This is a genomic window from Klebsiella sp. HMSC16C06, assembly GCF_001808325.1.
GTDB classification, from domain to species: domain Bacteria; phylum Pseudomonadota; class Gammaproteobacteria; order Enterobacterales; family Enterobacteriaceae; genus Klebsiella; species Klebsiella variicola.
In genome coordinates this window covers 474,600-495,099 of the sequence record NZ_KV793012.1, presented here as the reverse complement: position 1 = coordinate 495,099, position 20,500 = coordinate 474,600, and the positions used below count along the sequence as shown (strand labels likewise).

Annotated in this window: 19 protein-coding genes and 1 tRNA gene (1 of these 20 running past the window's edge); all 20 read left to right on the top strand. The window is 55.3% G+C overall.

Annotation, left to right across the window (positions count from 1 at the left end; all coding sequences use genetic code 11):
• Nucleotides 1-454 precede the first annotated feature (454 nt).
• Entirely contained in the window at nt 455-859 is a 405-nt protein-coding gene (sdhC, locus tag HMPREF3142_RS21215) for a succinate dehydrogenase cytochrome b556 subunit (RefSeq protein ID WP_004142216.1), read from the top strand.
• Nucleotides 853-1,200, top strand: coding sequence for a succinate dehydrogenase membrane anchor subunit (gene sdhD / locus HMPREF3142_RS21210; protein ID WP_002894949.1), 348 nt, complete (start codon nt 853-855; stop codon nt 1,198-1,200). The genes sdhC and sdhD overlap by 7 nt, the downstream gene beginning before the upstream one ends.
• Nucleotides 1,200-2,966: a succinate dehydrogenase flavoprotein subunit gene (gene sdhA, locus HMPREF3142_RS21205; RefSeq protein WP_008805685.1), complete on the top strand. Its 1,767-nt coding sequence runs from the start codon at nt 1,200-1,202 to the stop codon at nt 2,964-2,966. Before sdhD ends, sdhA begins: the two co-directional genes overlap by 1 nt.
• A gap of 15 nt (nt 2,967-2,981) precedes the next feature.
• Nucleotides 2,982-3,698, top strand: a complete 717-nt coding sequence (gene sdhB / locus HMPREF3142_RS21200) for a succinate dehydrogenase iron-sulfur subunit SdhB (protein WP_008805686.1) — start codon at nt 2,982-2,984, stop codon at nt 3,696-3,698.
• A 383-nt stretch (nt 3,699-4,081) separates the two neighbouring features.
• Nucleotides 4,082-6,889 carry a 2-oxoglutarate dehydrogenase E1 component gene (gene sucA / locus HMPREF3142_RS21195; RefSeq protein WP_008805687.1) on the top strand — a complete coding sequence of 936 codons (2,808 nt, stop codon included), beginning with the start codon at nt 4,082-4,084 and terminating at the stop codon, nt 6,887-6,889.
• Nucleotides 6,890-6,903: 14 nt separating this feature from the next.
• Nucleotides 6,904-8,130 (top strand): 2-oxoglutarate dehydrogenase complex dihydrolipoyllysine-residue succinyltransferase, encoded by a 1,227-nt coding sequence (gene odhB / locus HMPREF3142_RS21190; RefSeq protein WP_012542428.1) that lies wholly within the window; start codon nt 6,904-6,906, stop codon nt 8,128-8,130.
• A 145-nt stretch (nt 8,131-8,275) separates the two neighbouring features.
• Complete coding sequence (gene sucC / locus HMPREF3142_RS21185; RefSeq protein WP_002895039.1) at nt 8,276-9,442, top strand: ADP-forming succinate--CoA ligase subunit beta; 1,167 nt, start codon at nt 8,276-8,278, stop codon at nt 9,440-9,442.
• Nucleotides 9,442-10,311, top strand: a complete 870-nt coding sequence (gene sucD, locus HMPREF3142_RS21180; RefSeq protein WP_004885990.1) for a succinate--CoA ligase subunit alpha — start codon at nt 9,442-9,444, stop codon at nt 10,309-10,311. Before sucC ends, sucD begins: the two co-directional genes overlap by 1 nt.
• Before the next feature lie 827 nt (nt 10,312-11,138).
• Nucleotides 11,139-12,707: a cytochrome ubiquinol oxidase subunit I gene (gene cydA / locus HMPREF3142_RS21175; protein WP_012542427.1), complete on the top strand. Its 1,569-nt coding sequence runs from the start codon at nt 11,139-11,141 to the stop codon at nt 12,705-12,707.
• Nucleotides 12,708-12,722: 15 nt separating this feature from the next.
• Nucleotides 12,723-13,862, top strand: a complete 1,140-nt coding sequence (cydB, locus tag HMPREF3142_RS21170) for a cytochrome d ubiquinol oxidase subunit II (RefSeq protein ID WP_008805690.1) — start codon at nt 12,723-12,725, stop codon at nt 13,860-13,862.
• 15 nt (nt 13,863-13,877) lie between these two features.
• Complete coding sequence (cydX, locus tag HMPREF3142_RS21165) at nt 13,878-13,991, top strand: cytochrome bd-I oxidase subunit CydX (protein ID WP_004100325.1); 114 nt, start codon at nt 13,878-13,880, stop codon at nt 13,989-13,991.
• Between the two features lie 130 nt (nt 13,992-14,121).
• On the top strand, nt 14,122-14,406 hold the full coding sequence (gene ybgE / locus HMPREF3142_RS21160) for a cyd operon protein YbgE (RefSeq protein ID WP_008805691.1): 285 nt from the start codon (nt 14,122-14,124) through the stop codon (nt 14,404-14,406).
• 149 nt (nt 14,407-14,555) lie between these two features.
• Nucleotides 14,556-14,960: a tol-pal system-associated acyl-CoA thioesterase gene (gene ybgC, locus HMPREF3142_RS21155; protein WP_002895056.1), complete on the top strand. Its 405-nt coding sequence runs from the start codon at nt 14,556-14,558 to the stop codon at nt 14,958-14,960.
• Nucleotides 14,957-15,649 carry a Tol-Pal system protein TolQ gene (gene tolQ / locus HMPREF3142_RS21150; RefSeq protein WP_004152221.1) on the top strand — a complete coding sequence of 231 codons (693 nt, stop codon included), beginning with the start codon at nt 14,957-14,959 and terminating at the stop codon, nt 15,647-15,649. The genes ybgC and tolQ overlap by 4 nt, the downstream gene beginning before the upstream one ends.
• Before the next feature lie 3 nt (nt 15,650-15,652).
• Nucleotides 15,653-16,081, top strand: a complete 429-nt coding sequence (tolR, locus tag HMPREF3142_RS21145) for a colicin uptake protein TolR (RefSeq protein ID WP_002895061.1) — start codon at nt 15,653-15,655, stop codon at nt 16,079-16,081.
• A gap of 99 nt (nt 16,082-16,180) precedes the next feature.
• A complete protein-coding gene (gene tolA, locus HMPREF3142_RS21140) occupies nt 16,181-17,518 on the top strand; it encodes a cell envelope integrity protein TolA (protein ID WP_023322242.1) in 1,338 nt (445 codons plus the stop codon).
• A gap of 129 nt (nt 17,519-17,647) precedes the next feature.
• Nucleotides 17,648-18,940 (top strand): Tol-Pal system beta propeller repeat protein TolB, encoded by a 1,293-nt coding sequence (gene tolB / locus HMPREF3142_RS21135; protein ID WP_008805693.1) that lies wholly within the window; start codon nt 17,648-17,650, stop codon nt 18,938-18,940.
• 34 nt (nt 18,941-18,974) lie between these two features.
• Nucleotides 18,975-19,499, top strand: coding sequence for a peptidoglycan-associated lipoprotein Pal (pal, locus tag HMPREF3142_RS21130; RefSeq protein ID WP_002895068.1), 525 nt, complete (start codon nt 18,975-18,977; stop codon nt 19,497-19,499).
• Between the two features lie 9 nt (nt 19,500-19,508).
• Nucleotides 19,509-20,312, top strand: coding sequence for a cell division protein CpoB (gene cpoB, locus HMPREF3142_RS21125; RefSeq protein ID WP_070612532.1), 804 nt, complete (start codon nt 19,509-19,511; stop codon nt 20,310-20,312).
• 161 nt (nt 20,313-20,473) lie between these two features.
• Nucleotides 20,474-20,500: transfer RNA gene (locus tag HMPREF3142_RS21120), tRNA-OTHER, on the top strand (it continues 52 nt past the right edge of the window).

Genomic DNA, 20,500 nt, shown 5'->3' with positions numbered 1-20,500 from the left:
AGCGTTTTAGCAGTCCGAATATTAAAACCTGTATACCACTAATAACTGTCCTGATTACATCGGTCAATACTGACACACTGTTACATAACTTATTCTCAGGTGAAAGAGTGACCCCATAACTTTTGAGCATTATTGCATTTAACTGGTAATGGTTGTAACAAGAATGTTTAATATTTGTCAAATCAGGTGATTAAAAATTAAAAAAATGTTGTTATCGTGACCTTGATCACTGTTCCGGAGAAAACCCAACAAACTATATGTAGGTTAATTGTAATGATTTTGTGAACGGCCTATACTGCGGCCAGGTCTCCGGAACACCCTGCAATCCCGAGCCACCCAGCGTTGTTTAGTGATGTTTTAATGCCTGAAAAGACGTTTTAACATGACTTCTGGTTATAGAAAGGACGCTGTCTGACCCGCAAGCAGACCGGAGGAAGGAAACAATAAGAACAGCATGTGGGCGTTATTCATGGTAAGAAATGTGAAAAAACAAAGACCTGTCAATCTGGATCTACAAACGATACGGTTCCCAATCACGGCGATAGCGTCCATTCTCCATCGCGTTTCCGGTGTCATCACCTTCGTGGCGGTCGGAATTCTGCTTTGGTTGCTGGGCACCAGCCTTTCCTCCCCTGAAGGTTTTCTGACGGCGGCCTCGATCATGGATAGCTTCTTTGTGAAGTTCATCATGTGGGGCATTCTCACCGCACTGGCCTATCATGTCGTTGTCGGTATCCGCCATCTGATGATGGACTTTGGCTACCTGGACGAAACCCTCGAAGCAGGGAAACGTTCCGCCAAAATCTCTTTTGTTATTACTGTCGTGCTTTCACTTCTCGCAGGAGTCCTCGTATGGTAAGCAACGCCTCAGCACTGGGACGCAACGGCGTACATGACTTTATTCTGGTCCGTGCTACCGCCATCGTTCTGACCCTCTACATCATCTACATGGTTGGCTTCTTCGCCACCACCGGTGAAATCTCATGGGAAGTGTGGACCGGATTCTTTGCCTCCGGCTTCACTAAAGTCTTCACTCTGCTGGCTCTCGTCTCCATTCTCATCCATGCCTGGATCGGGATGTGGCAGGTGTTAACGGACTACGTTAAACCACTGGCTCTGCGCCTGGTTCTGCAACTGGCTATCGTTGTGGCGCTGGTGGCTTACGTTCTTTATGGATTTGTTGTGGTGTGGGGTGTGTAATGAAATTGCCAGTCAGAGAGTTTGATGCTGTTGTTATCGGTGCCGGCGGCGCAGGTATGCGCGCGGCGCTGCAAATTTCCCAGAGCGGACAGACCTGTGCACTGCTCTCCAAAGTGTTCCCTACCCGTTCCCATACCGTATCCGCGCAGGGTGGTATCACCGTCGCGCTCGGTAACTCCCATGAAGATAACTGGGAATGGCATATGTACGACACCGTAAAAGGGTCGGACTATATTGGCGACCAGGACGCCATCGAATATATGTGTAAGACCGGCCCGGAAGCGATTCTTGAGCTGGAACATATGGGCCTGCCGTTCTCCCGTCTTGACGACGGCCGTATTTATCAGCGCCCGTTCGGCGGCCAGTCGAAAAACTTCGGCGGCGAGCAAGCGGCACGCACCGCGGCGGCGGCTGACCGTACCGGCCACGCGCTGTTGCACACCCTGTATCAACAGAACCTGAAAAACCACACCACTATCTTCTCCGAATGGTATGCCCTCGATCTGGTGAAAAACCAGGACGGCGCGGTGGTCGGTTGTACCGCCCTGTGCATCGAGACCGGCGAAGTGGTCTACTTTAAAGCCCGCGCCACAGTGCTGGCGACCGGCGGCGCAGGCCGTATTTATCAGTCCACCACCAACGCCCACATCAACACCGGTGACGGCGTCGGGATGGCCATCCGCGCCGGCGTTCCGGTGCAGGATATGGAAATGTGGCAGTTCCACCCGACCGGCATCGCCGGGGCAGGGGTGCTGGTCACCGAAGGTTGCCGCGGCGAAGGCGGTTACCTGCTGAACAAACACGGCGAGCGCTTTATGGAGCGTTATGCCCCGAACGCCAAAGACCTGGCGGGTCGTGACGTGGTGGCGCGTTCCATCATGATCGAAATTCGCGAAGGCCGCGGCTGCGATGGTCCGTGGGGCCCGCATGCGAAACTGAAACTGGATCACCTGGGTAAAGAGGTTCTGGAATCTCGTCTGCCAGGTATCCTTGAGCTGTCCCGTACCTTTGCTCACGTCGATCCGGTGAAAGAGCCAATCCCGGTTATCCCAACCTGCCACTACATGATGGGCGGTATCCCGACCAAAGTCACCGGTCAGGCGCTGACCGTGAATGAGAAGGGCGAAGACGTGGTGATCCCGGGCCTGTTCGCGGTAGGCGAAATTGCCTGCGTATCGGTCCACGGCGCCAACCGTCTGGGCGGCAACTCGCTGCTCGACCTGGTGGTCTTCGGCCGCGCGGCGGGCCTGCATCTGCAGGAGTCCATCGCCGAGCAGGGCACGCTGCGCGACGCCAGCGAATCGGATGTCGAAGGCTCGCTGGACCGCCTCAATCGCTGGAACAATACCCGCTCCGGCGAAGACCCGGTGGAAATCCGCAAAGCACTGCAGGAATGTATGCAGCACAACTTCTCGGTGTTCCGCGAAGGCGATGCGATGCACAAAGGTCTGGAGCAACTGAAAGTGATCCGCGAGCGCCTGAAAAACGCGCGTCTCGACGATACTTCCAGCGAGTTCAACACCCAGCGCGTCGAGTGCCTGGAGTTGGACAACCTGATGGAGACCGCGTTTGCGACCGCCGTGTCCGCTAACTTCCGTACTGAAAGCCGTGGCGCCCATAGCCGCTTCGACTTCCCGGATCGTGATGATGAAAACTGGCTGTGCCATTCCCTGTATCTGCCAGAGTCGGAATCCATGACGCGTCGTAGCGTCAACATGGAACCGAAACTGCGTCCGGCATTCCCGCCGAAGATTCGTACTTACTAATGCGGAGACAGGAAAATGAAACTCGAGTTTTCAATTTATCGCTATAACCCGGATGTTGACGACGCTCCGCATATGCAGGATTACACCCTCGAAGCGGAAGAAGGTCGTGACATGATGCTGCTGGATGCGCTGATCCAGCTGAAAGAAAAAGATCCGTCGCTGTCGTTCCGCCGCTCCTGCCGTGAAGGGGTTTGCGGTTCCGATGGTCTGAACATGAACGGGAAAAACGGTCTGGCGTGCATCACGCCAATCTCCGCGCTGAATCAGCCGGGCAAGAAGATTGTTATCCGTCCGCTGCCAGGATTACCGGTTATCCGTGATTTGGTGGTGGACATGGGGCAATTCTATGCACAATATGAGAAGATTAAGCCTTACTTGTTGAATAATGGGCAAAATCCTCCGGCTCGCGAGCATCTGCAGATGCCTGAGCAGCGTGAGAAACTCGATGGTCTGTACGAGTGTATTCTGTGCGCATGTTGTTCAACCTCGTGCCCGTCGTTCTGGTGGAACCCGGACAAGTTCATCGGCCCGGCTGGCCTGCTGGCCGCGTATCGCTTCCTGATCGACAGTCGCGATACCGAAACCAGCGAGCGCCTGGAAGGCCTGAGCGATGCTTTCAGCGTATTCCGCTGTCACAGCATTATGAACTGCGTCAGCGTGTGTCCTAAAGGGCTTAACCCGACGCGCGCCATCGGCCATATTAAGTCGATGCTGCTGCAGCGCAGCGCGTAAGCAACACGGTCTGTCCCGGATGGCGCTTGCGCTTATCCGGGCTACCAAAGCAGTAGCCCCGGCAAGCGTTAGCGCTGCCGGGGGACAGATAGCAGGAAATCTTTAAAAACCGCCACAAGATGTACCAGTAATCGAGGCGTTCAGTGCGAGGTAAGGCGGCAACTGAGCGCATCCCCGGGAGCATAGTGAACTATGTGACCGGGGTAAGCGAAGGCAGCCAACGCAACCGCAGCCTGAACGCTGAAGATTAATGGCAGTTTTTAAAGGTTCCTTAGCGGATCGAAACCACAACTCGTCCGCAACAAGTGAACCCCGGCACGTGCACTCGGTGTGCGTGGTAGTTTCTACGGCGAAATAAGCATAAAAGTGCTTAAGGGATCACGATGCAGAACGGCGCAATGAAAGCCTGGCTGGACTCTTCTTTCCTCTCTGGTTCGAACCAGAGCTGGATAGAACAGCTCTATGAAGACTTCTTAACCGATCCTGACTCTGTTGACGCCAACTGGCGTTCGATGTTCCAGCAGTTACCTGGCACCGGAGTTAAACCGGATCAATTCCATTCCAAAACACGTGATTATTTCCGTCGACTGGCGAAGGATGCCTCACGTTACACTTCTTCGATTTCCGACCCTGACACCAATGTGAAGCAGGTTAAAGTCCTGCAGCTCATCAACGCATACCGTTTCCGTGGCCACCAGCATGCGAATCTCGATCCGCTGGGACTGTGGAAGCAAGAGAGAGTGGCGGATCTTGATCCGGCCTACCACGATCTGACCGAGGCCGATTTCCAGGATAGCTATAACGTAGGTTCATTCGCCATCGGTAAAGACACGATGAAGCTGGGCGACCTGATTGCCGCCCTCAAGCAAACCTACTGCGGCTCCATCGGCGCGGAATACATGCATATCACCTCTACTGAGGAAAAACGCTGGATCCAGCAGCGTATTGAATCGGTAGCCGGTAAAGCGAGCTTCACCGCGGCAGAGAAAAAGCGCTTCCTCAGTGAACTGACCGCTGCAGAAGGGCTGGAACGCTACCTCGGCGCCAAATTCCCGGGGGCGAAACGCTTCTCGCTGGAAGGGGGTGATGCCCTGATCCCGATGCTCAAAGAGATGATCCGCCATGCAGGCAAAAGCGGCACCCGCGAAGTGGTGCTGGGCATGGCGCACCGTGGCCGTCTGAACGTGCTGGTCAACGTGCTGGGTAAAAAACCGCAGGACCTGTTCGACGAGTTCGCGGGCAAACATAAAGAACACCTCGGCACCGGCGACGTGAAGTACCACATGGGCTTCTCTTCCGATATGGAAACCGAAGGCGGTCTGGTCCACCTGGCGCTGGCGTTTAACCCGTCGCACCTGGAGATCGTTAGCCCGGTGGTTATCGGTTCCGTACGCGCCCGTCTGGATCGTCTGGACGAGCCAAGCAGCAACAAAGTTCTGCCTATTACCATCCACGGCGACGCCGCCGTTACCGGCCAGGGCGTGGTTCAGGAAACCCTGAACATGTCGAAAGCCCGCGGTTACGAAGTCGGCGGTACCGTGCGTATCGTTATCAACAACCAGGTTGGCTTTACCACCTCCAACCCGCTGGATGCGCGTTCTACGCCATACTGTACCGATATCGGTAAGATGGTTCAGGCGCCGATTTTCCACGTTAACGCGGATGACCCGGAAGCCGTTGCTTTCGTTACCCGTCTGGCGCTGGATTTCCGTAATACCTTCAAACGCGATGTCTTTATCGACCTGGTGTGCTACCGCCGTCACGGCCATAACGAAGCCGACGAGCCGAGCGCAACCCAGCCGCTGATGTACCAGAAAATCAAAAAGCATCCGACCCCGCGCAAAATCTATGCTGACAAGCTGGAGCAGGAGAAAGTTGCGACGCTGGAAGACGCGACTGAGCAGGTTAACCTTTACCGCGATGCGCTGGATGCCGGCGAATGCGTGGTAGAGGAGTGGCGTCCGATGAATATGCACTCCTTTACCTGGTCTCCCTACCTCAACCACGAGTGGGACGAGAGCTATCCGGATAAAGTGGATCCGAAACGTCTGCAAGAGCTGGCTAAACGCATCAGTACGGTGCCGGAAGGTATCGAAATGCAGTCCCGTGTAGCGAAAATCTACGGCGATCGCCAACTGATGGCCGCCGGCGAGAAGCTGTTCGATTGGGGCGGCGCTGAAAACCTGGCTTATGCCACCCTGGTTGACGAAGGCATTCCGGTGCGCCTGTCCGGTGAAGACTCCGGTCGCGGCACCTTCTTCCACCGTCACGCGGTTATCCATAACCAGAGCAACGGTTCTACCTATACCCCGCTGCAGCATGTGCACAACGGCCAGGGCCAGTTCCGCGTCTGGGACTCGGTGCTGTCTGAAGAAGCCGTGCTGGCGTTCGAATACGGTTACGCCACCGCAGAGCCGCGTACGCTGACCATCTGGGAAGCGCAGTTCGGCGACTTCGCCAACGGCGCGCAGGTGGTGATTGATCAGTTCATCTCCTCTGGCGAACAGAAATGGGGCCGGATGTGCGGTCTGGTGATGTTGCTGCCGCACGGCTACGAAGGGCAGGGCCCGGAGCACTCCTCCGCGCGTCTGGAACGCTATCTGCAACTGTGCGCTGAGCAGAACATGCAGGTTTGCGTACCGTCCACCCCGGCACAGGTTTACCATATGCTGCGTCGTCAGGCGCTGCGCGGTATGCGCCGTCCGCTGGTGGTGATGTCGCCGAAGTCTCTGCTGCGCCACCCGCTGGCGGTCTCCAGCATGGACGAACTGGCGAACGGCACCTTTATGCCGGCCATCGGCGAAATCGACGAACTCGATCCGCAAGCCGTGAAGCGCGTCGTACTGTGCTCTGGTAAGGTTTACTACGACCTGCTGGAACAGCGCCGCAAAAACGAGCAAAAAGATGTCGCCATCGTGCGTATCGAACAGCTCTACCCGTTCCCGCATCAGGCGGTGCAGGAAGCGCTGAAAGCTTACTCGCACGTACATGATTTTGTCTGGTGCCAGGAAGAGCCGCTCAACCAGGGCGCATGGTACTGCAGCCAGCACCACCTTCGTGAAGTAGTTCCATTTGGGGCCTCTCTGCGTTATGCAGGCCGCCCGGCCTCCGCCTCTCCGGCGGTAGGGTACATGTCCGTTCACCAGAAACAGCAACAAGATCTGGTCAATGACGCGCTGAACGTCGATTAATTAAAGGATACACAATGAGTAGCGTAGATATTCTGGTTCCCGACCTGCCTGAGTCCGTAGCTGACGCAACCGTCGCCACCTGGCATAAAAAACCGGGCGACGCGGTCGTCCGTGACGAAGTTCTGGTCGAAATCGAAACTGACAAAGTGGTACTGGAAGTACCGGCATCAGCGGACGGCATTCTGGATGCAGTGCTGGAAGACGAGGGCGCTACCGTCCTGTCTCGCCAGATCCTTGGCCGCCTGCGTGAAGGCAACAGCGCAGGTAAAGAAACCAGCGAAAAAGCGGATGCGAAAGCGTCCACCCCGGCGCAGCGCCAGCAGGCTTCTCTGGAAGAGCAGAACAACGATGCGCTCAGCCCGGCGATCCGTCGTCTGCTGGCGGAGCACAACCTCGACGCCGCTGCCATCAAAGGTACCGGCGTGGGTGGCCGCCTGACTCGTGAAGACGTCGAGAAACATCTGGCGAAAGCCCCGGCGGCGGCTGAAGCCAAAGCGCCAGCGGCTACCGCGGCAGCGACACCAGCGCCGCAGCTGGGTCACCGTTCAGAAAAACGCGTCCCGATGACCCGTCTGCGTAAACGCGTGGCCGAGCGTCTACTGGAAGCGAAAAATTCCACCGCCATGCTGACGACCTTTAACGAAGTCAACATGAAGCCGATTATGGATCTGCGTAAGCAGTACGGCGATGCCTTCGAAAAACGTCACGGTATCCGTCTGGGCTTCATGTCCTTCTACGTGAAAGCGGTGGTTGAAGCGCTGAAACGCTACCCGGAAGTGAACGCTTCCATCGATGGCGACGACGTGGTTTACCACAACTACTTCGATGTCAGCATGGCAGTGTCCACTCCGCGCGGCCTGGTAACCCCGGTTCTGCGTGACGTTGACCTGCTGGGCATGGCGGACATCGAAAAGAATATCAAAGAGCTGGCGGTGAAAGGCCGTGACGGCAAGCTGACCGTAGATGACCTGACCGGCGGTAACTTCACCATTACCAACGGCGGCGTCTTCGGTTCCCTGATGTCCACGCCGATCATCAACCCACCGCAGAGCGCCATCCTGGGTATGCATGCCATTAAAGACCGTCCGATGGCGGTGAATGGCAAGGTAGAGATCCTGCCGATGATGTACCTGGCGCTCTCCTATGACCACCGTCTGATCGATGGGCGTGAATCGGTTGGCTTCCTGGTGGCGATTAAAGAGCTGCTGGAAGATCCGACTCGTCTGCTGCTGGACGTGTAGTCAGTAAGAGTATGACTTACCGTAGGCCGGATAAGGCATTTTTGCCGCCATCCGGCGTTGATGAGATGCCTGATGGCGACGCTAGCGCGTCTTATCAGGCCTACAGGTTTAAAGATAATTACACCCTGAAGGATGGACTGAACACATGAACTTACATGAATATCAGGCAAAACAACTTTTTGCCCGCTATGGCTTACCGGCGCCGGTGGGTTATGCCTGTACTACTCCGCGTGAAGCAGAAGAAGCCGCTTCAAAAATCGGCGCGGGTCCGTGGGTAGTGAAATGTCAGGTTCACGCTGGTGGCCGCGGTAAAGCGGGCGGTGTGAAAGTAGTTAAGAGCAAAGAAGAGATCCGCGCTTTTGCTGAGCATTGGCTGGGCAAACGCCTGGTGACCTACCAAACCGATGCCAACGGCCAGCCGGTCAACCAGATTCTGGTGGAAGCAGCGACCGATATCGATAAAGAGCTGTATCTGGGCGCGGTCGTTGATCGTAGCTCCCGTCGCGTGGTGTTCATGGCGTCGACTGAAGGCGGCGTGGAAATCGAAAAAGTCGCGGAAGAAACCCCGCACCTGATCCACAAGATCGCCATCGATCCGCTGGCGGGCCCGATGCCTTATCAGGGGCGTGAACTGGCGTTCAAACTGGGTCTGGAAGGTAAGCAGGTTCAGCAGTTCACCAAGATTTTCATGGGTCTGGCGACCATTTTCCTTGAGCGCGACCTGGCGCTGATCGAAATCAACCCGTTGGTTATCACTAAGCAGGGCGACCTGATCTGCCTCGACGGCAAACTGGGCGCTGACGGCAACGCGCTGTTCCGCCAGCCGGATCTGCGCGAAATGCGCGACCAGTCTCAGGAAGATCCGCGCGAAGCGCAGGCGGCGCAGTGGGAACTGAACTACGTTGCGCTCGACGGCAACATCGGTTGCATGGTTAACGGCGCAGGCCTGGCGATGGGCACCATGGACATCGTTAAGCTGCACGGCGGCGAACCGGCTAACTTCCTCGACGTTGGCGGCGGCGCCACCAAAGAGCGCGTGACCGAAGCGTTCAAAATCATCCTCTCTGACGACAACGTTAAAGCGGTTCTGGTTAACATCTTCGGCGGTATCGTACGTTGCGACCTGATCGCTGACGGCATCATCGGCGCGGTAGCGGAAGTTGGGGTTAACGTTCCGGTCGTGGTTCGTCTGGAAGGTAACAACGCCGAACTGGGCGCGAAAAAACTGGCTGACAGCGGCCTGAATATTATTGCAGCGAAAAGTCTGACGGACGCAGCACAGCAGGTTGTTGCCGCAGTGGAGGGGAAATAATGTCAGTTTTAATTAATAAAGATACCAAGGTTATCTGCCAGGGCTTCACCGGTAGCCAGGGGACCTTCCACTCTGAACAAGCGATCGCTTACGGTACGCAAATGGTTGGCGGCGTGACGCCAGGCAAAGGCGGCACCACCCATCTGGGTCTGCCGGTGTTCAACACCGTGCGCGAAGCCGTTGAAGCGACCGGCGCGACCGCGACCGTTATCTACGTTCCGGCGCCGTTCTGCAAAGACTCCATTCTGGAAGCAATCGACGCGGGCATTAAGCTGATTATCACCATCACCGAAGGTATCCCGACGCTGGATATGCTGACTGTGAAAGTGAAGCTGGACGAAGCGGGCGTGCGCATGATTGGCCCGAACTGCCCAGGCGTTATCACCCCGGGCGAATGCAAAATCGGCATCATGCCGGGTCACATTCACAAGCCGGGTAAAGTGGGCATCGTTTCCCGTTCCGGTACCCTGACCTATGAAGCGGTTAAGCAGACCACCGACTACGGCTTCGGCCAGTCTACCTGCGTCGGTATCGGCGGCGACCCGATCCCGGGCTCCAACTTCATCGATATCCTGAAGCTGTTCCAGGAAGATCCGCAGACCGAAGCGATCGTGATGATCGGTGAGATCGGCGGCAGCGCGGAAGAAGAAGCGGCAGCCTACATCAAAGAGCACGTGACCAAGCCGGTTGTCGGCTACATCGCGGGCGTGACCGCGCCGAAAGGCAAGCGTATGGGCCACGCGGGCGCGATCATCGCTGGCGGTAAAGGTACTGCTGATGAGAAATTCGCCGCCCTGGAAGCCGCTGGTGTGAAAACCGTTCGCAGCCTGGCCGATATCGGCGAAGCGCTGAAAGCTATCATCAAGTAAACCCTCTCTGCTTCTCCGAAGCAGAAATCTGTCCGATTTCGACATGGTTGGCCACCGTCAGGTGGCCTTTTTTATGGGCGTTATCCATCTCGCCAGAACATCCGCTGAACCGGCGGAATGCCTGCTCCGTGAAAAACCTTATCTATCATATTGATTTTATGAATTATTTCATGAATATAATCCCGGCAGCGTGGTTGCTGAAGGAAATATTTCCGCAATTCGCGACAGGCAAGGGTTTTAGATAGTGAAAAAACAGAAGAGAAGGGCATAAGAAAACAGGAAAAATACTGTGAGCAGTCTAGCATTATTAGGATCGGCGCATTTTTTTTCATTTTTCCCCGCGGCGTTAAATAATATTACCTATGATTCTCATATCTCTCTTTTCAGTAACCAAGCAAGCCATACTTTAAACACAATATTAACATTAAGTTCACCAATATTCTTTATTGAGCTACATAATTAACACGTAGAGTAAAAATTGATTTATATCAATGCTTAATGCTTGGAAAAATTCTTCAAAAAACGTTAAATTGTCGCAAGTCAAATTGGCCTAAACAGGCTATCTTCGCTATATATTGATCACCGTCGAAAAATGTAAAACTGGAACAATAAAAACATATTTATTGTAAGGTTATTGCGGCGTAATATATTGGGGAATCAATTGGGTTTTCGTTAACGTATTTGTAACCTTGACGTGGCGTGGCTTCACTTTCAGGTGAAACGCGCTGCGGACGGGCCAACAAATAACTTTTGTATTGGGGCATGCGTATGAGCCAGAGCTTCTCGGTTCATTTTCGGAGTCTTCATGCGATGAGCAAGGAGTCATGATGTTAGATATAGTCGAACTGTCGCGCTTACAGTTTGCCTTGACCGCGATGTACCACTTCCTTTTTGTGCCGCTAACGCTCGGTATGGCGTTCCTGCTGGCCATCATGGAAACGGTTTACGTCCTTTCCGGCAAACAGATTTATAAAGATATGACCAAATTCTGGGGCAAGTTGTTTGGTATCAACTTCGCGCTGGGTGTGGCGACCGGTCTGACCATGGAGTTCCAGTTCGGGACTAACTGGTCGTATTACTCACACTACGTGGGCGATATCTTCGGTGCGCCGCTGGCCATTGAAGGTCTGATGGCCTTCTTCCTCGAATCCACCTTTGTAGGTCTGTTCTTCTTCGGTTGGGATCGTCTGGGTAAAGTTCAGCACATGGCGGTCACCTGGCTGGTTGCGCTGGGCTCCAACCTCTCCGCGCTGTGGATCCTCGTCGCCAACGGCTGGATGCAGAACCCTATCGCATCGGACTTCAACTTCGAAACCATGCGTATGGAGATGGTCAGCTTCTCCGAACTAGTCCTGAACCCGGTTGCTCAGGTTAAATTCGTCCACACCGTGGCCTCCGGCTATGTGACTGGCGCGATGTTCATCCTGGCTATCAGCTCCTGGTATATGCTGAAAGGCCGCGACTTTGCCTTTGCTAAGCGCTCCTTTGCCATCGCAGCCAGCTTCGGTATGGCGGCGATCCTCTCCGTTATTGTGCTGGGTGACGAATCCGGTTACGAAATGGGTGACGTGCAGAAAACCAAACTGGCGGCTATCGAAGCTGAGTGGGAAACCCAGCCGGCGCCGGCTGCCTTTACTCTGTTTGGTATTCCCGATCAGAATGCGCAGACCAACCACTTCGCGATCCAGATCCCTTACGCGCTGGGAATCATCGCCACCCGCTCGGTGGATAAGCCGGTTATCGGCCTGAAAGATCTGATGGTTCAGCACGAAGAGCGTATCCGTAACGGGATGAAAGCGTACGCGCTACTGGAGCAGCTGCGCGCCGGTTCGACCGACCAGGCCGTGCGTGACCAGTTCAATAGCGTGAAGAAAGACCTCGGCTATGGCCTGTTGCTGAAGCGCTATACCCCGAACGTTGCTGACGCCACGGAAGAGCAGATCGCCAAAGCGACCAAAGACTCTATTCCAAGCGTCGCCCCGCTGTACTTCGCCTTCCGTATCATGGTGGCGTGCGGCATCCTGATGCTGTTGATTATCGGCGCCTCCTTCTGGAGCGTGATTCGTAACCGCATTGGCGAGAAAAAATGGCTGCTGCGCGCCGCGTTCTTTGGCCTGCCGCTGCCGTGGATTGCCGTGGAGTCAGGCTGGTTTGTTGCCGAGTATGGCCGTCAGCCGTGGGCGATTGGTGAGGTCCTGCCGACCGCGGTGGCCAACTCGTCGCTGACCGCAGGCGATCTGATCTTCTCAATGTTGCTGATCTGCGGTCTGTACACGCTGTTCCTGGTGGCTGAACTGTTCCTGATGTTCAAGTTTGCCCGCAAAGGACCTAGCAGCCTGAAAACCGGCCGCTATCACTTTGAACAGTCCTCTGCGGCTATTCAGTCGGCACGCTAAGACAGGAGTCGTCAAATGATCGATTATGAAGTATTGCGTTTTATCTGGTGGCTGCTGATTGGCATTCTGCTGATTGGCTTCGCTGTCGCCGACGGGTTCGACATGGGGGTGGGCATGCTCACCCGTTTCCTCGGCCGTAACGACACCGAGCGTCGGATTATGATCAACGCCATCGCTCCGCACTGGGACGGTAACCAGGTGTGGCTGATCACCGCCGGCGGCGCGCTGTTCGCGGCCTGGCCGATGGTTTACGCCGCAGCGTTCTCTGGCTTCTATGTAGCGATGATTCTGGTGCTGGCTTCGCTGTTCTTCCGTCCGGTCGGTTTTGACTACCGTTCCAAGATCGAGGACACCCGCTGGCGCAACATGTGGGACTGGGGCATCTTCATCGGTAGCTTCGTGCCGCCGCTGGTGATTGGTGTGGCCTTCGGCAACCTGTTGCAGGGCGTGCCGTTCCACGTCGATGAATACCTGCGTCTGTTCTATACCGGAAACTTCTTCCAGCTGCTGAACCCGTTTGGTCTGCTGGCCGGTATCGTCAGCGTGGCGATGATCCTGACTCAGGGTGCCACCTACCTGCAGATGCGTACCGTAGGCGAACTGCACCTGCGTACCCGCACCGTTTCCACGGTGGCGGCGCTGGTGACGCTGGTCTGCTTCGCGCTGGCGGGTGTGTGGGTCTACTACGGCATCGACGGCTATGTGGTGAAATCAGTAATGGATCATAGCGGCCCGTCTAACCCGCTGACTAAAGAAGTCGTGCGTGAGGCCGGTGCATGGATGGTGAACTTTAATAACATGCCAGCGCTGTGGGCCGTTCCTGCCCTGGGCGTGGTGCTGCCGCTGCTGACCGTCGTCTCGACTAAAGCGGATAAAGGCGCGTGGGCATTCCTGTTCTCCTCGCTGACCCTGGCCTGCATCATTCTGACCGCCGGTATTGCGATGTTCCCGTTCATCATGCCGTCCAGCACCATGCTGAACGCCAGCCTGACGATGTGGGACGCGACCTCCAGTCAGCGGACGCTGAACCTGATGACCTACGTGGCGATTGTCTTCGTGCCGATCATTCTGGCCTACACCAGCTGGTGTTACTGGAAGATGTTCGGCCGCATTACGCGCGAAGACATCGAAAAGAACACCCACTCGCTGTACTAAGGTAAGGAGCTATATATGTGGTACTTCGCATGGATTTTGGGAACGCTTCTTGCCTGTGCCTTTGGGGTGATTACCGCGCTGGCGCTTGAGCACGTGGAAGCCACCAAAGCAGGTAAAGAAGAACACTGATGAGTATTATCGTGATGCGATATACGAAATCATTCGGATTGCATCGAGGCGGCAAGTCTGTGAATCCCCAGGAGCTTACACCAGTAAGTGACTGGGGTAAGCAGACGTAGCCAACAAAGAGGCGACGTGAATGATAAAGTATATGTATGCGATAATGGACAAGCGCCCGTTAAGGGCGCTTTCCTTATTGATGGCGCTGCTGCTGGCAGGCTGCATCTTCTGGGATCCGTCGCGCTTTGCGGCGAAGACCAGCGAGCTGGAAATCTGGCATGGTTTCTTGCTGATGTGGGCGGTTTGCAGCGGCGTTATTCACGGCGTGGGCTTCCGTCCGCGTGCCGTTCACTGGCAGGGGATTTTTTGTCCGCTTATCGCTGATATCGTGCTCGCTTTGGGTCTCTTCTTTTTCTTCTTTTGAATAAGAGATCTCTGTTAATGGTATGGGCTTGCATAAGCCCATAAAAATTTACGCCCCGTTTACTTTCCCCCATTCCAAACCACCTTTCCCGCGCGTATAGTAGCGAAGTTTGAAAGCTCTAACCTTTTTTTGCATTACCGGGATGTAAAGTGAATACAACGCTGTTTCGATGGCCGGTTCGGGTCTACTACGAAGATACCGACGCCGGTGGTGTGGTTTACCACGCCAGTTACGTCGCTTTTTATGAAAGAGCACGCACAGAGATGCTGCGCCACCATCACTTTAGTCAACAGGTGCTGTTGGCTGAACGCGTTGCCTTCGTGGTTCGCAAAATGACGCTGGAGTATTTTGCCCCCGCCAGACTCGACGACATGCTCGAAGTCCAGACGGAAATTACCTCGATGCGCGGCACCTCTTTGGTTTTCACGCAGCGAATCGTCAACGCCGAGAATACAGTGTTAAACGAAGCTGAGGTTCTCATTGTGTGCGTTGATCCACTCTTAATGAAGCCACGTGCGCTTCCCAAGTCTATTGTCGCGGAGTTTAAGCAGTGACTGACATGAATATCCTTGATTTGTTCCTGAAGGCGAGCCTTCTGGTTAAACTTATCATGTTGATTTTGATTGGTTTTTCTATCGCTTCCTGGGCTATCATTATTCAGAGAACGCGTATCCTTAACTCGGCCGCGCGTGAAGCTGAAGCGTTCGAGGACAAATTCTGGTCCGGGATCGAGCTGTCCCGTTTGTACCAGGAGAGCCAGGGGCGTCGCGATAACCTGACCGGTTCGGAACAAATCTTCTACAGCGGTTTCAAAGAATTTGCGCGCCTGCATCGGGCCAACAGCCATGCGCCGGAAGCGATTGTCGAAGGGGCATCGCGCGCGATGCGTATTTCGATGAACCGCGAGCTGGAAACGCTGGAAACCCATATCCCGTTCCTCGGCACCGTAGGCTCCATCAGCCCGTATATCGGTCTGTTCGGTACTGTCTGGGGGATTATGCATGCCTTTATCGCCCTTGGCGCGGTGAAGCAGGCCACCCTGCAGATGGTGGCGCCAGGTATCGCCGAAGCGCTGATCGCCACCGCGATCGGTCTGTTCGCCGCGATCCCGGCGGTCATGGCGTACAACCGCCTGAACCAGCGCGTGAACAAGCTTGAACTGAACTACGACAACTTTATGGAAGAGTTCACCGCTATTCTGCACCGTCAGGCCTTTACCACCAGCGAAAGCAATAAGGGGTAAGCCATGGCCAGAGCACGTGGACGCGGACGTCGCGAACTGAAGTCCGAGATCAACATCGTTCCGCTGCTGGATGTCCTGCTGGTACTGCTGCTGATCTTTATGGCAACGGCGCCCATCATTACGCAGAGCGTGGAAGTCGATCTGCCGGACGCCACGGAATCGCAAGCGGTGAAAAGCAATGACGATCCGCCGGTGATTGTGGAAGTCTCCGGGGTAGGGCAGTACAGCGTGAAAGTGGGGCAGGAGACGCTGTCCCAGCTGCCGCCGGAGCAGGTGATTGCCGAAGCGAAGCGTCGTCTTGAAGCCAATGAGAAAACGGTATTCCTGATCGGCGGTGCGAAAGACGTCCCTTACGATGAAATTATTAAAGCGCTGAACCTGTTGCATAGTGCAGGGGTTAAATCGGTCGGCTTGATGACCAAACCTATTTAATCGCTTCAGGTATGTGCGTCCGCGTGGCGTCCGATGGTGGGTATCGCTCGCCGTCGGCGTGCATCGCGGGTACAGGCGAACAGTTTTTGGGAACCGATAGTGTCAAAGGCAACCGAACAAAACGACAAGCTTAAACGAGCGATCATCATTTCAGTCGCGCTGCACATCATTCTGATCGCGCTGCTGATCTGGAGTTCGTTTGACGAGCATCTGGATGCCTCTGCCGGCGGCGGCGGGGGATCGTCCATTGATGCCGTCATGGTCGATCCGGGGGCGGTGGTAAATAACTATAACCGTCAGCAACAGCAGCAGGCCAGCGCACGTCGCGCCGCTGAGCAGCGTGAAAAACAGGCGCAGCAGCAGGCGGAAGAGTTACGTGAGAAACAGGCAGCGGAACAGGAACGGCTGAAACAGCTCGAACAGGAACGGCTGCAGGCGCAGGAAGCGGCGAAAGAAGCGAAGGAACAGCAGAAGCAGGCTGAGGAAGCGGCTGCCAAGGCTGCCGCGGCGGCGAAAGCCAAAGCGGATGCGCAGGCTAAAGAAGCGCAGGAAGCGGCTGCCAAAGCGGCTGCCGACGCAAAAGCGAAGGCGGATGCCCAGGCAAAAGCGGCTGAGCTGGCAGCGGCTAAAGCCGCCGCTGACGCGAAGAAACAGGCCGATGCCGCCGCCGCGAAAGCGGCAGCCGATGCGAAGAAACAGGCGGAAGCCGAAGCGGCGAAAGCCGCAGCAGAAGCGCAGAAGAAAGCGGAAGCGGCAGCGGCGAAGAAAGCGCAGCAGGAAGCAGAGAAGAAGGCCCAGCAGGAGGCGGCTAAGCAAGCTGCGGCTGAAAAAGCGGCAGCAGAAAAAGCTGCCGAAAAAGCCGCTGAGAAAGCTGCCGCCCAAAAAGCGGCCGCAGAGAAGGCCGCCGCCGAGAAAGCCGCCGCAGCTGAAAAAGCGGCGGCAGCCAAAGCGGCTGCGGCTGAGAAGGCAGCGGCCGATAAAGCGGCCAAAGCGGCAGCAGCAAAAGCGGCGGCAGCGAAGAAAGCGGCTGCCGCGAAAGAAGCGGACGGCGTTGACGACCTGCTTGGCGATCTGAGTTCGGGTAAGAATGCGCCTAAAACAGGCGGAGGAGCCAAAGGAAACAATGCCTCTGCTGCCGGGAGTGGTAATACTAAAAACAGTGCCTCGGGGGCTGATATCAATAACTATGCCGGGCAGATAAAGTCGGCGATTGAAAGTAAGTTTTATGACGCATCGTCCTATGCAGGCAAAACATGTACCTTGCGTATCAAACTTGCTCCTGACGGCCTGTTGTTAAATATACAGTCCGAAGGTGGTGATCCTGCTCTGTGCCAGGCCGCTCTTGCCGCAGCCCGGCAGGCTAAGTTCCCGAAACCACCTAGCCAGGCAGTATATGAAGTCTTCAAAAATGCGCCACTGGACTTCAAACCTCAGTGATATTTTTCCCCGTGCAAACGGGGAAAAACAATCTATGGTAGTCACAGGGTTTTGGTAGTTTTGTATATTTGAGTTTGTTAACATTCTGCTAAATTATCGTGGGCTTTCCGCCCGGATAAGGGAGATATGATGAAGCAGGCATTACGAGTAGCATTTGGTTTTTTAATGCTGTGGGCGGCGGTGCTGCACGCAGAAGTACGTATCGAGATCACCCAGGGGGTGGACTCGGCACGCCCTATCGGCGTGGTACCGTTCCAGTGGGCCGGCCAGGGCGCTGCGCCTGAAGATGTTGGCGGTATCGTGGCAGCTGACCTGCGCAACAGTGGTAAATTCAACCCGCTGGATCGCTCGCGTCTGCCGCAGCAGCCGACCAGTGCCCAGGAAGTGCAGCCTGCTGCCTGGTCTGCGCTGGGTATCGACGCCGTGGTCGTCGGTCAGGTCACGTCAAACCCGGATGGTTCTTATCAGGTAGCATATCAGCTGGTGGATACCGGCGGTGCGCCGGGTACAACGCTGGCGCAAGGCTCTTTTAAAGTCACTAAACAGTACCTGCGCTACGCAGCGCACGCTGCCAGCGACGCGGTATTTGAGAAGCTGACCGGCATCAAGGGCGCCTTCCGTACCCGTATCGCCTACGTGGTGCAGAAAAACGGCGGCCAGTTCCCTTACGAACTGCGCGTGTCCGACTACGATGGTTACAACCAGTTCCTTGTTCACCGTTCCTCCCAGCCGCTGATGTCCCCGGCCTGGTCTCCGGACGGTTCTAAACTGGCTTACGTGACCTTTGAAAGTGGTCGTTCTGCGCTGGTGGTTCAGACCCTGGCGAACGGCGCTGTGCGTCAGATCGCCTCCTTCCCGCAGCACAATGGCGCGCCGGCGTTCTCTCCGGATGGCTCTAAGTTGGCCTTCGCGCTGTCGAAAACCGGTAGCCTGAACCTGTACGTGATGGATCTGGGCTCCGGTCAGATTCGTCAGGTGACTAACGGTCGCAGCAACAACACCGAACCAAGCTGGTTCCCGGACAGCCAGAACCTGGCCTTCACCTCTGACCAGGCCGGTCGTCCGCAGGTGTATAAAGTCAACATCAATGGCGGCACGCCGCAGCGTATCACCTGGGAAGGTTCACAGAACCAGGACGCCGACGTGAGCGCGGATGGTAAAACCATGGTAATGGTCAGCTCGGCCGGCGGTCAGCAGCACATTGCCAAACAAGATCTGGAAGCGGGTGGTGTACAGGTTCTGTCATCAACGTTTTTAGACGAAACGCCAAGTCTGGCACCTAACGGCACTATGGTAATCTACAGCTCTTCTCAGGGGATGGGATCCGTGCTGAATCTGGTTTCTACAGATGGGCGTTTCAAAGCGCGTCTTCCGGCAACTGATGGACAGGTAAAATCGCCTGCCTGGTCGCCGTATCTGTGATAATAAATAATTGATTATTAAAGGAATCAAAGAAATGCAACTGAACAAAGTGCTGAAAGGGCTGATGATCGCTCTGCCGGTTATGGCAATCGCGGCATGTTCTTCTAACAAGAACGCCAGCAACGACCAGAGCGGTGAAGGCATGCTGGGTGCCGGCACTGGTATGGACGCTAACGGTAACGGCGGCAACATGTCTTCTGAAGAGCAAGCTCGTCTGCAGATGCAGCAGCTGCAACAGAACAACATCGTTTACTTCGATCTGGACAAGTACGATATCCGTTCTGACTTCGCTGCCATGCTGGACGCGCATGCGAACTTCCTGCGCAGCAACCCGTCCTACAAAGTGACTGTAGAAGGTCACGCGGATGAGCGCGGTACGCCGGAATACAACATCGCTCTGGGTGAGCGTCGTGCTAACGCCGTTAAGATGTATCTGCAGGGCAAAGGTGTTTCTGCCGATCAGATCTCCATCGTTTCTTACGGTAAAGAAAAACCAGCAGTACTGGGTCATGACGAAGCGGCATATGCCAAAAACCGTCGCGCCGTACTGGTTTACTAAGAGAATTGCATGAGCAGTAACTTCAGACATCATTTATTGAGTCTGTCGTTACTGGTTGGCATAGCGGCCCCCTGGGCCGCTTTTGCTCAGGCGCCAATCAGTAGTGTCGGCTCAGGCTCGGTCGAAGACCGCGTCACTCAACTCGAGCGTATTTCCAATGCTCACAGCCAGCTTTTAACCCAACTCCAGCAACAACTCTCTGATAACCAGACTGACATTGATTCTCTCCGTGGCCAGATCCAGGAGAACCAATATCAGCTGAATCAGATCGTTGAGCGCCAGAAGCAGATTCTGCTGCAGATAGATAGTCTGAGCAGCCGTGGCGCCGGCGCAGCGGCAGCATCAGGTACGCAGGCTCCATCGTCTTCCGGCGATCAGAGCGCGGCTGCTACCAGCGCAGCGCCAGCGGCCTCGTCAGGCGCCCCGGCGATGACCGGCGATGCGAACACCGATTACAATGCGGCCATTGCCCTGGTGAAGGATGCTTCACGCCAGGATGACGCAATGGTGGCGTTTCAGAACTTCGTTAAAAAGTACCCGGATTCAACTTATCAGCCGAACGCCAACTATTGGCTCGGACAGTTGAATTACAATAAGGGGAAAAAAGACGATGCGGCGTTTTACTTCGCCTCGGTGGTGAAGAACTACCCGAAATCGCCAAAAGCGCCTGACGCCATGTTTAAGGTCGGCGTGATCATGCAGGACAAGGGTGATACCGCGAAAGCGAAAGCGGTTTACCAGCAGGTGATCAGTAAATTCCCCGGCACCGACGGTGCGAAACAAGCGCAAAAACGTCTTAATGCTCTTGGTTGATTACGGCATGACCAGAAATCGCGTTATTTCTGGTCTTGTCGCCTGAATCACCAGCAGTTAAGTGATCTTTATCGAAATTTTAGTTGCGCTGAATTCTGAAATCAGTAATATATGCCGCCGTTGCCAAGGGATATCAAACAAGCCCAAAGCGATGCCAGAGTGGGTCGTTAGCTCAGTTGGTAGAGCAG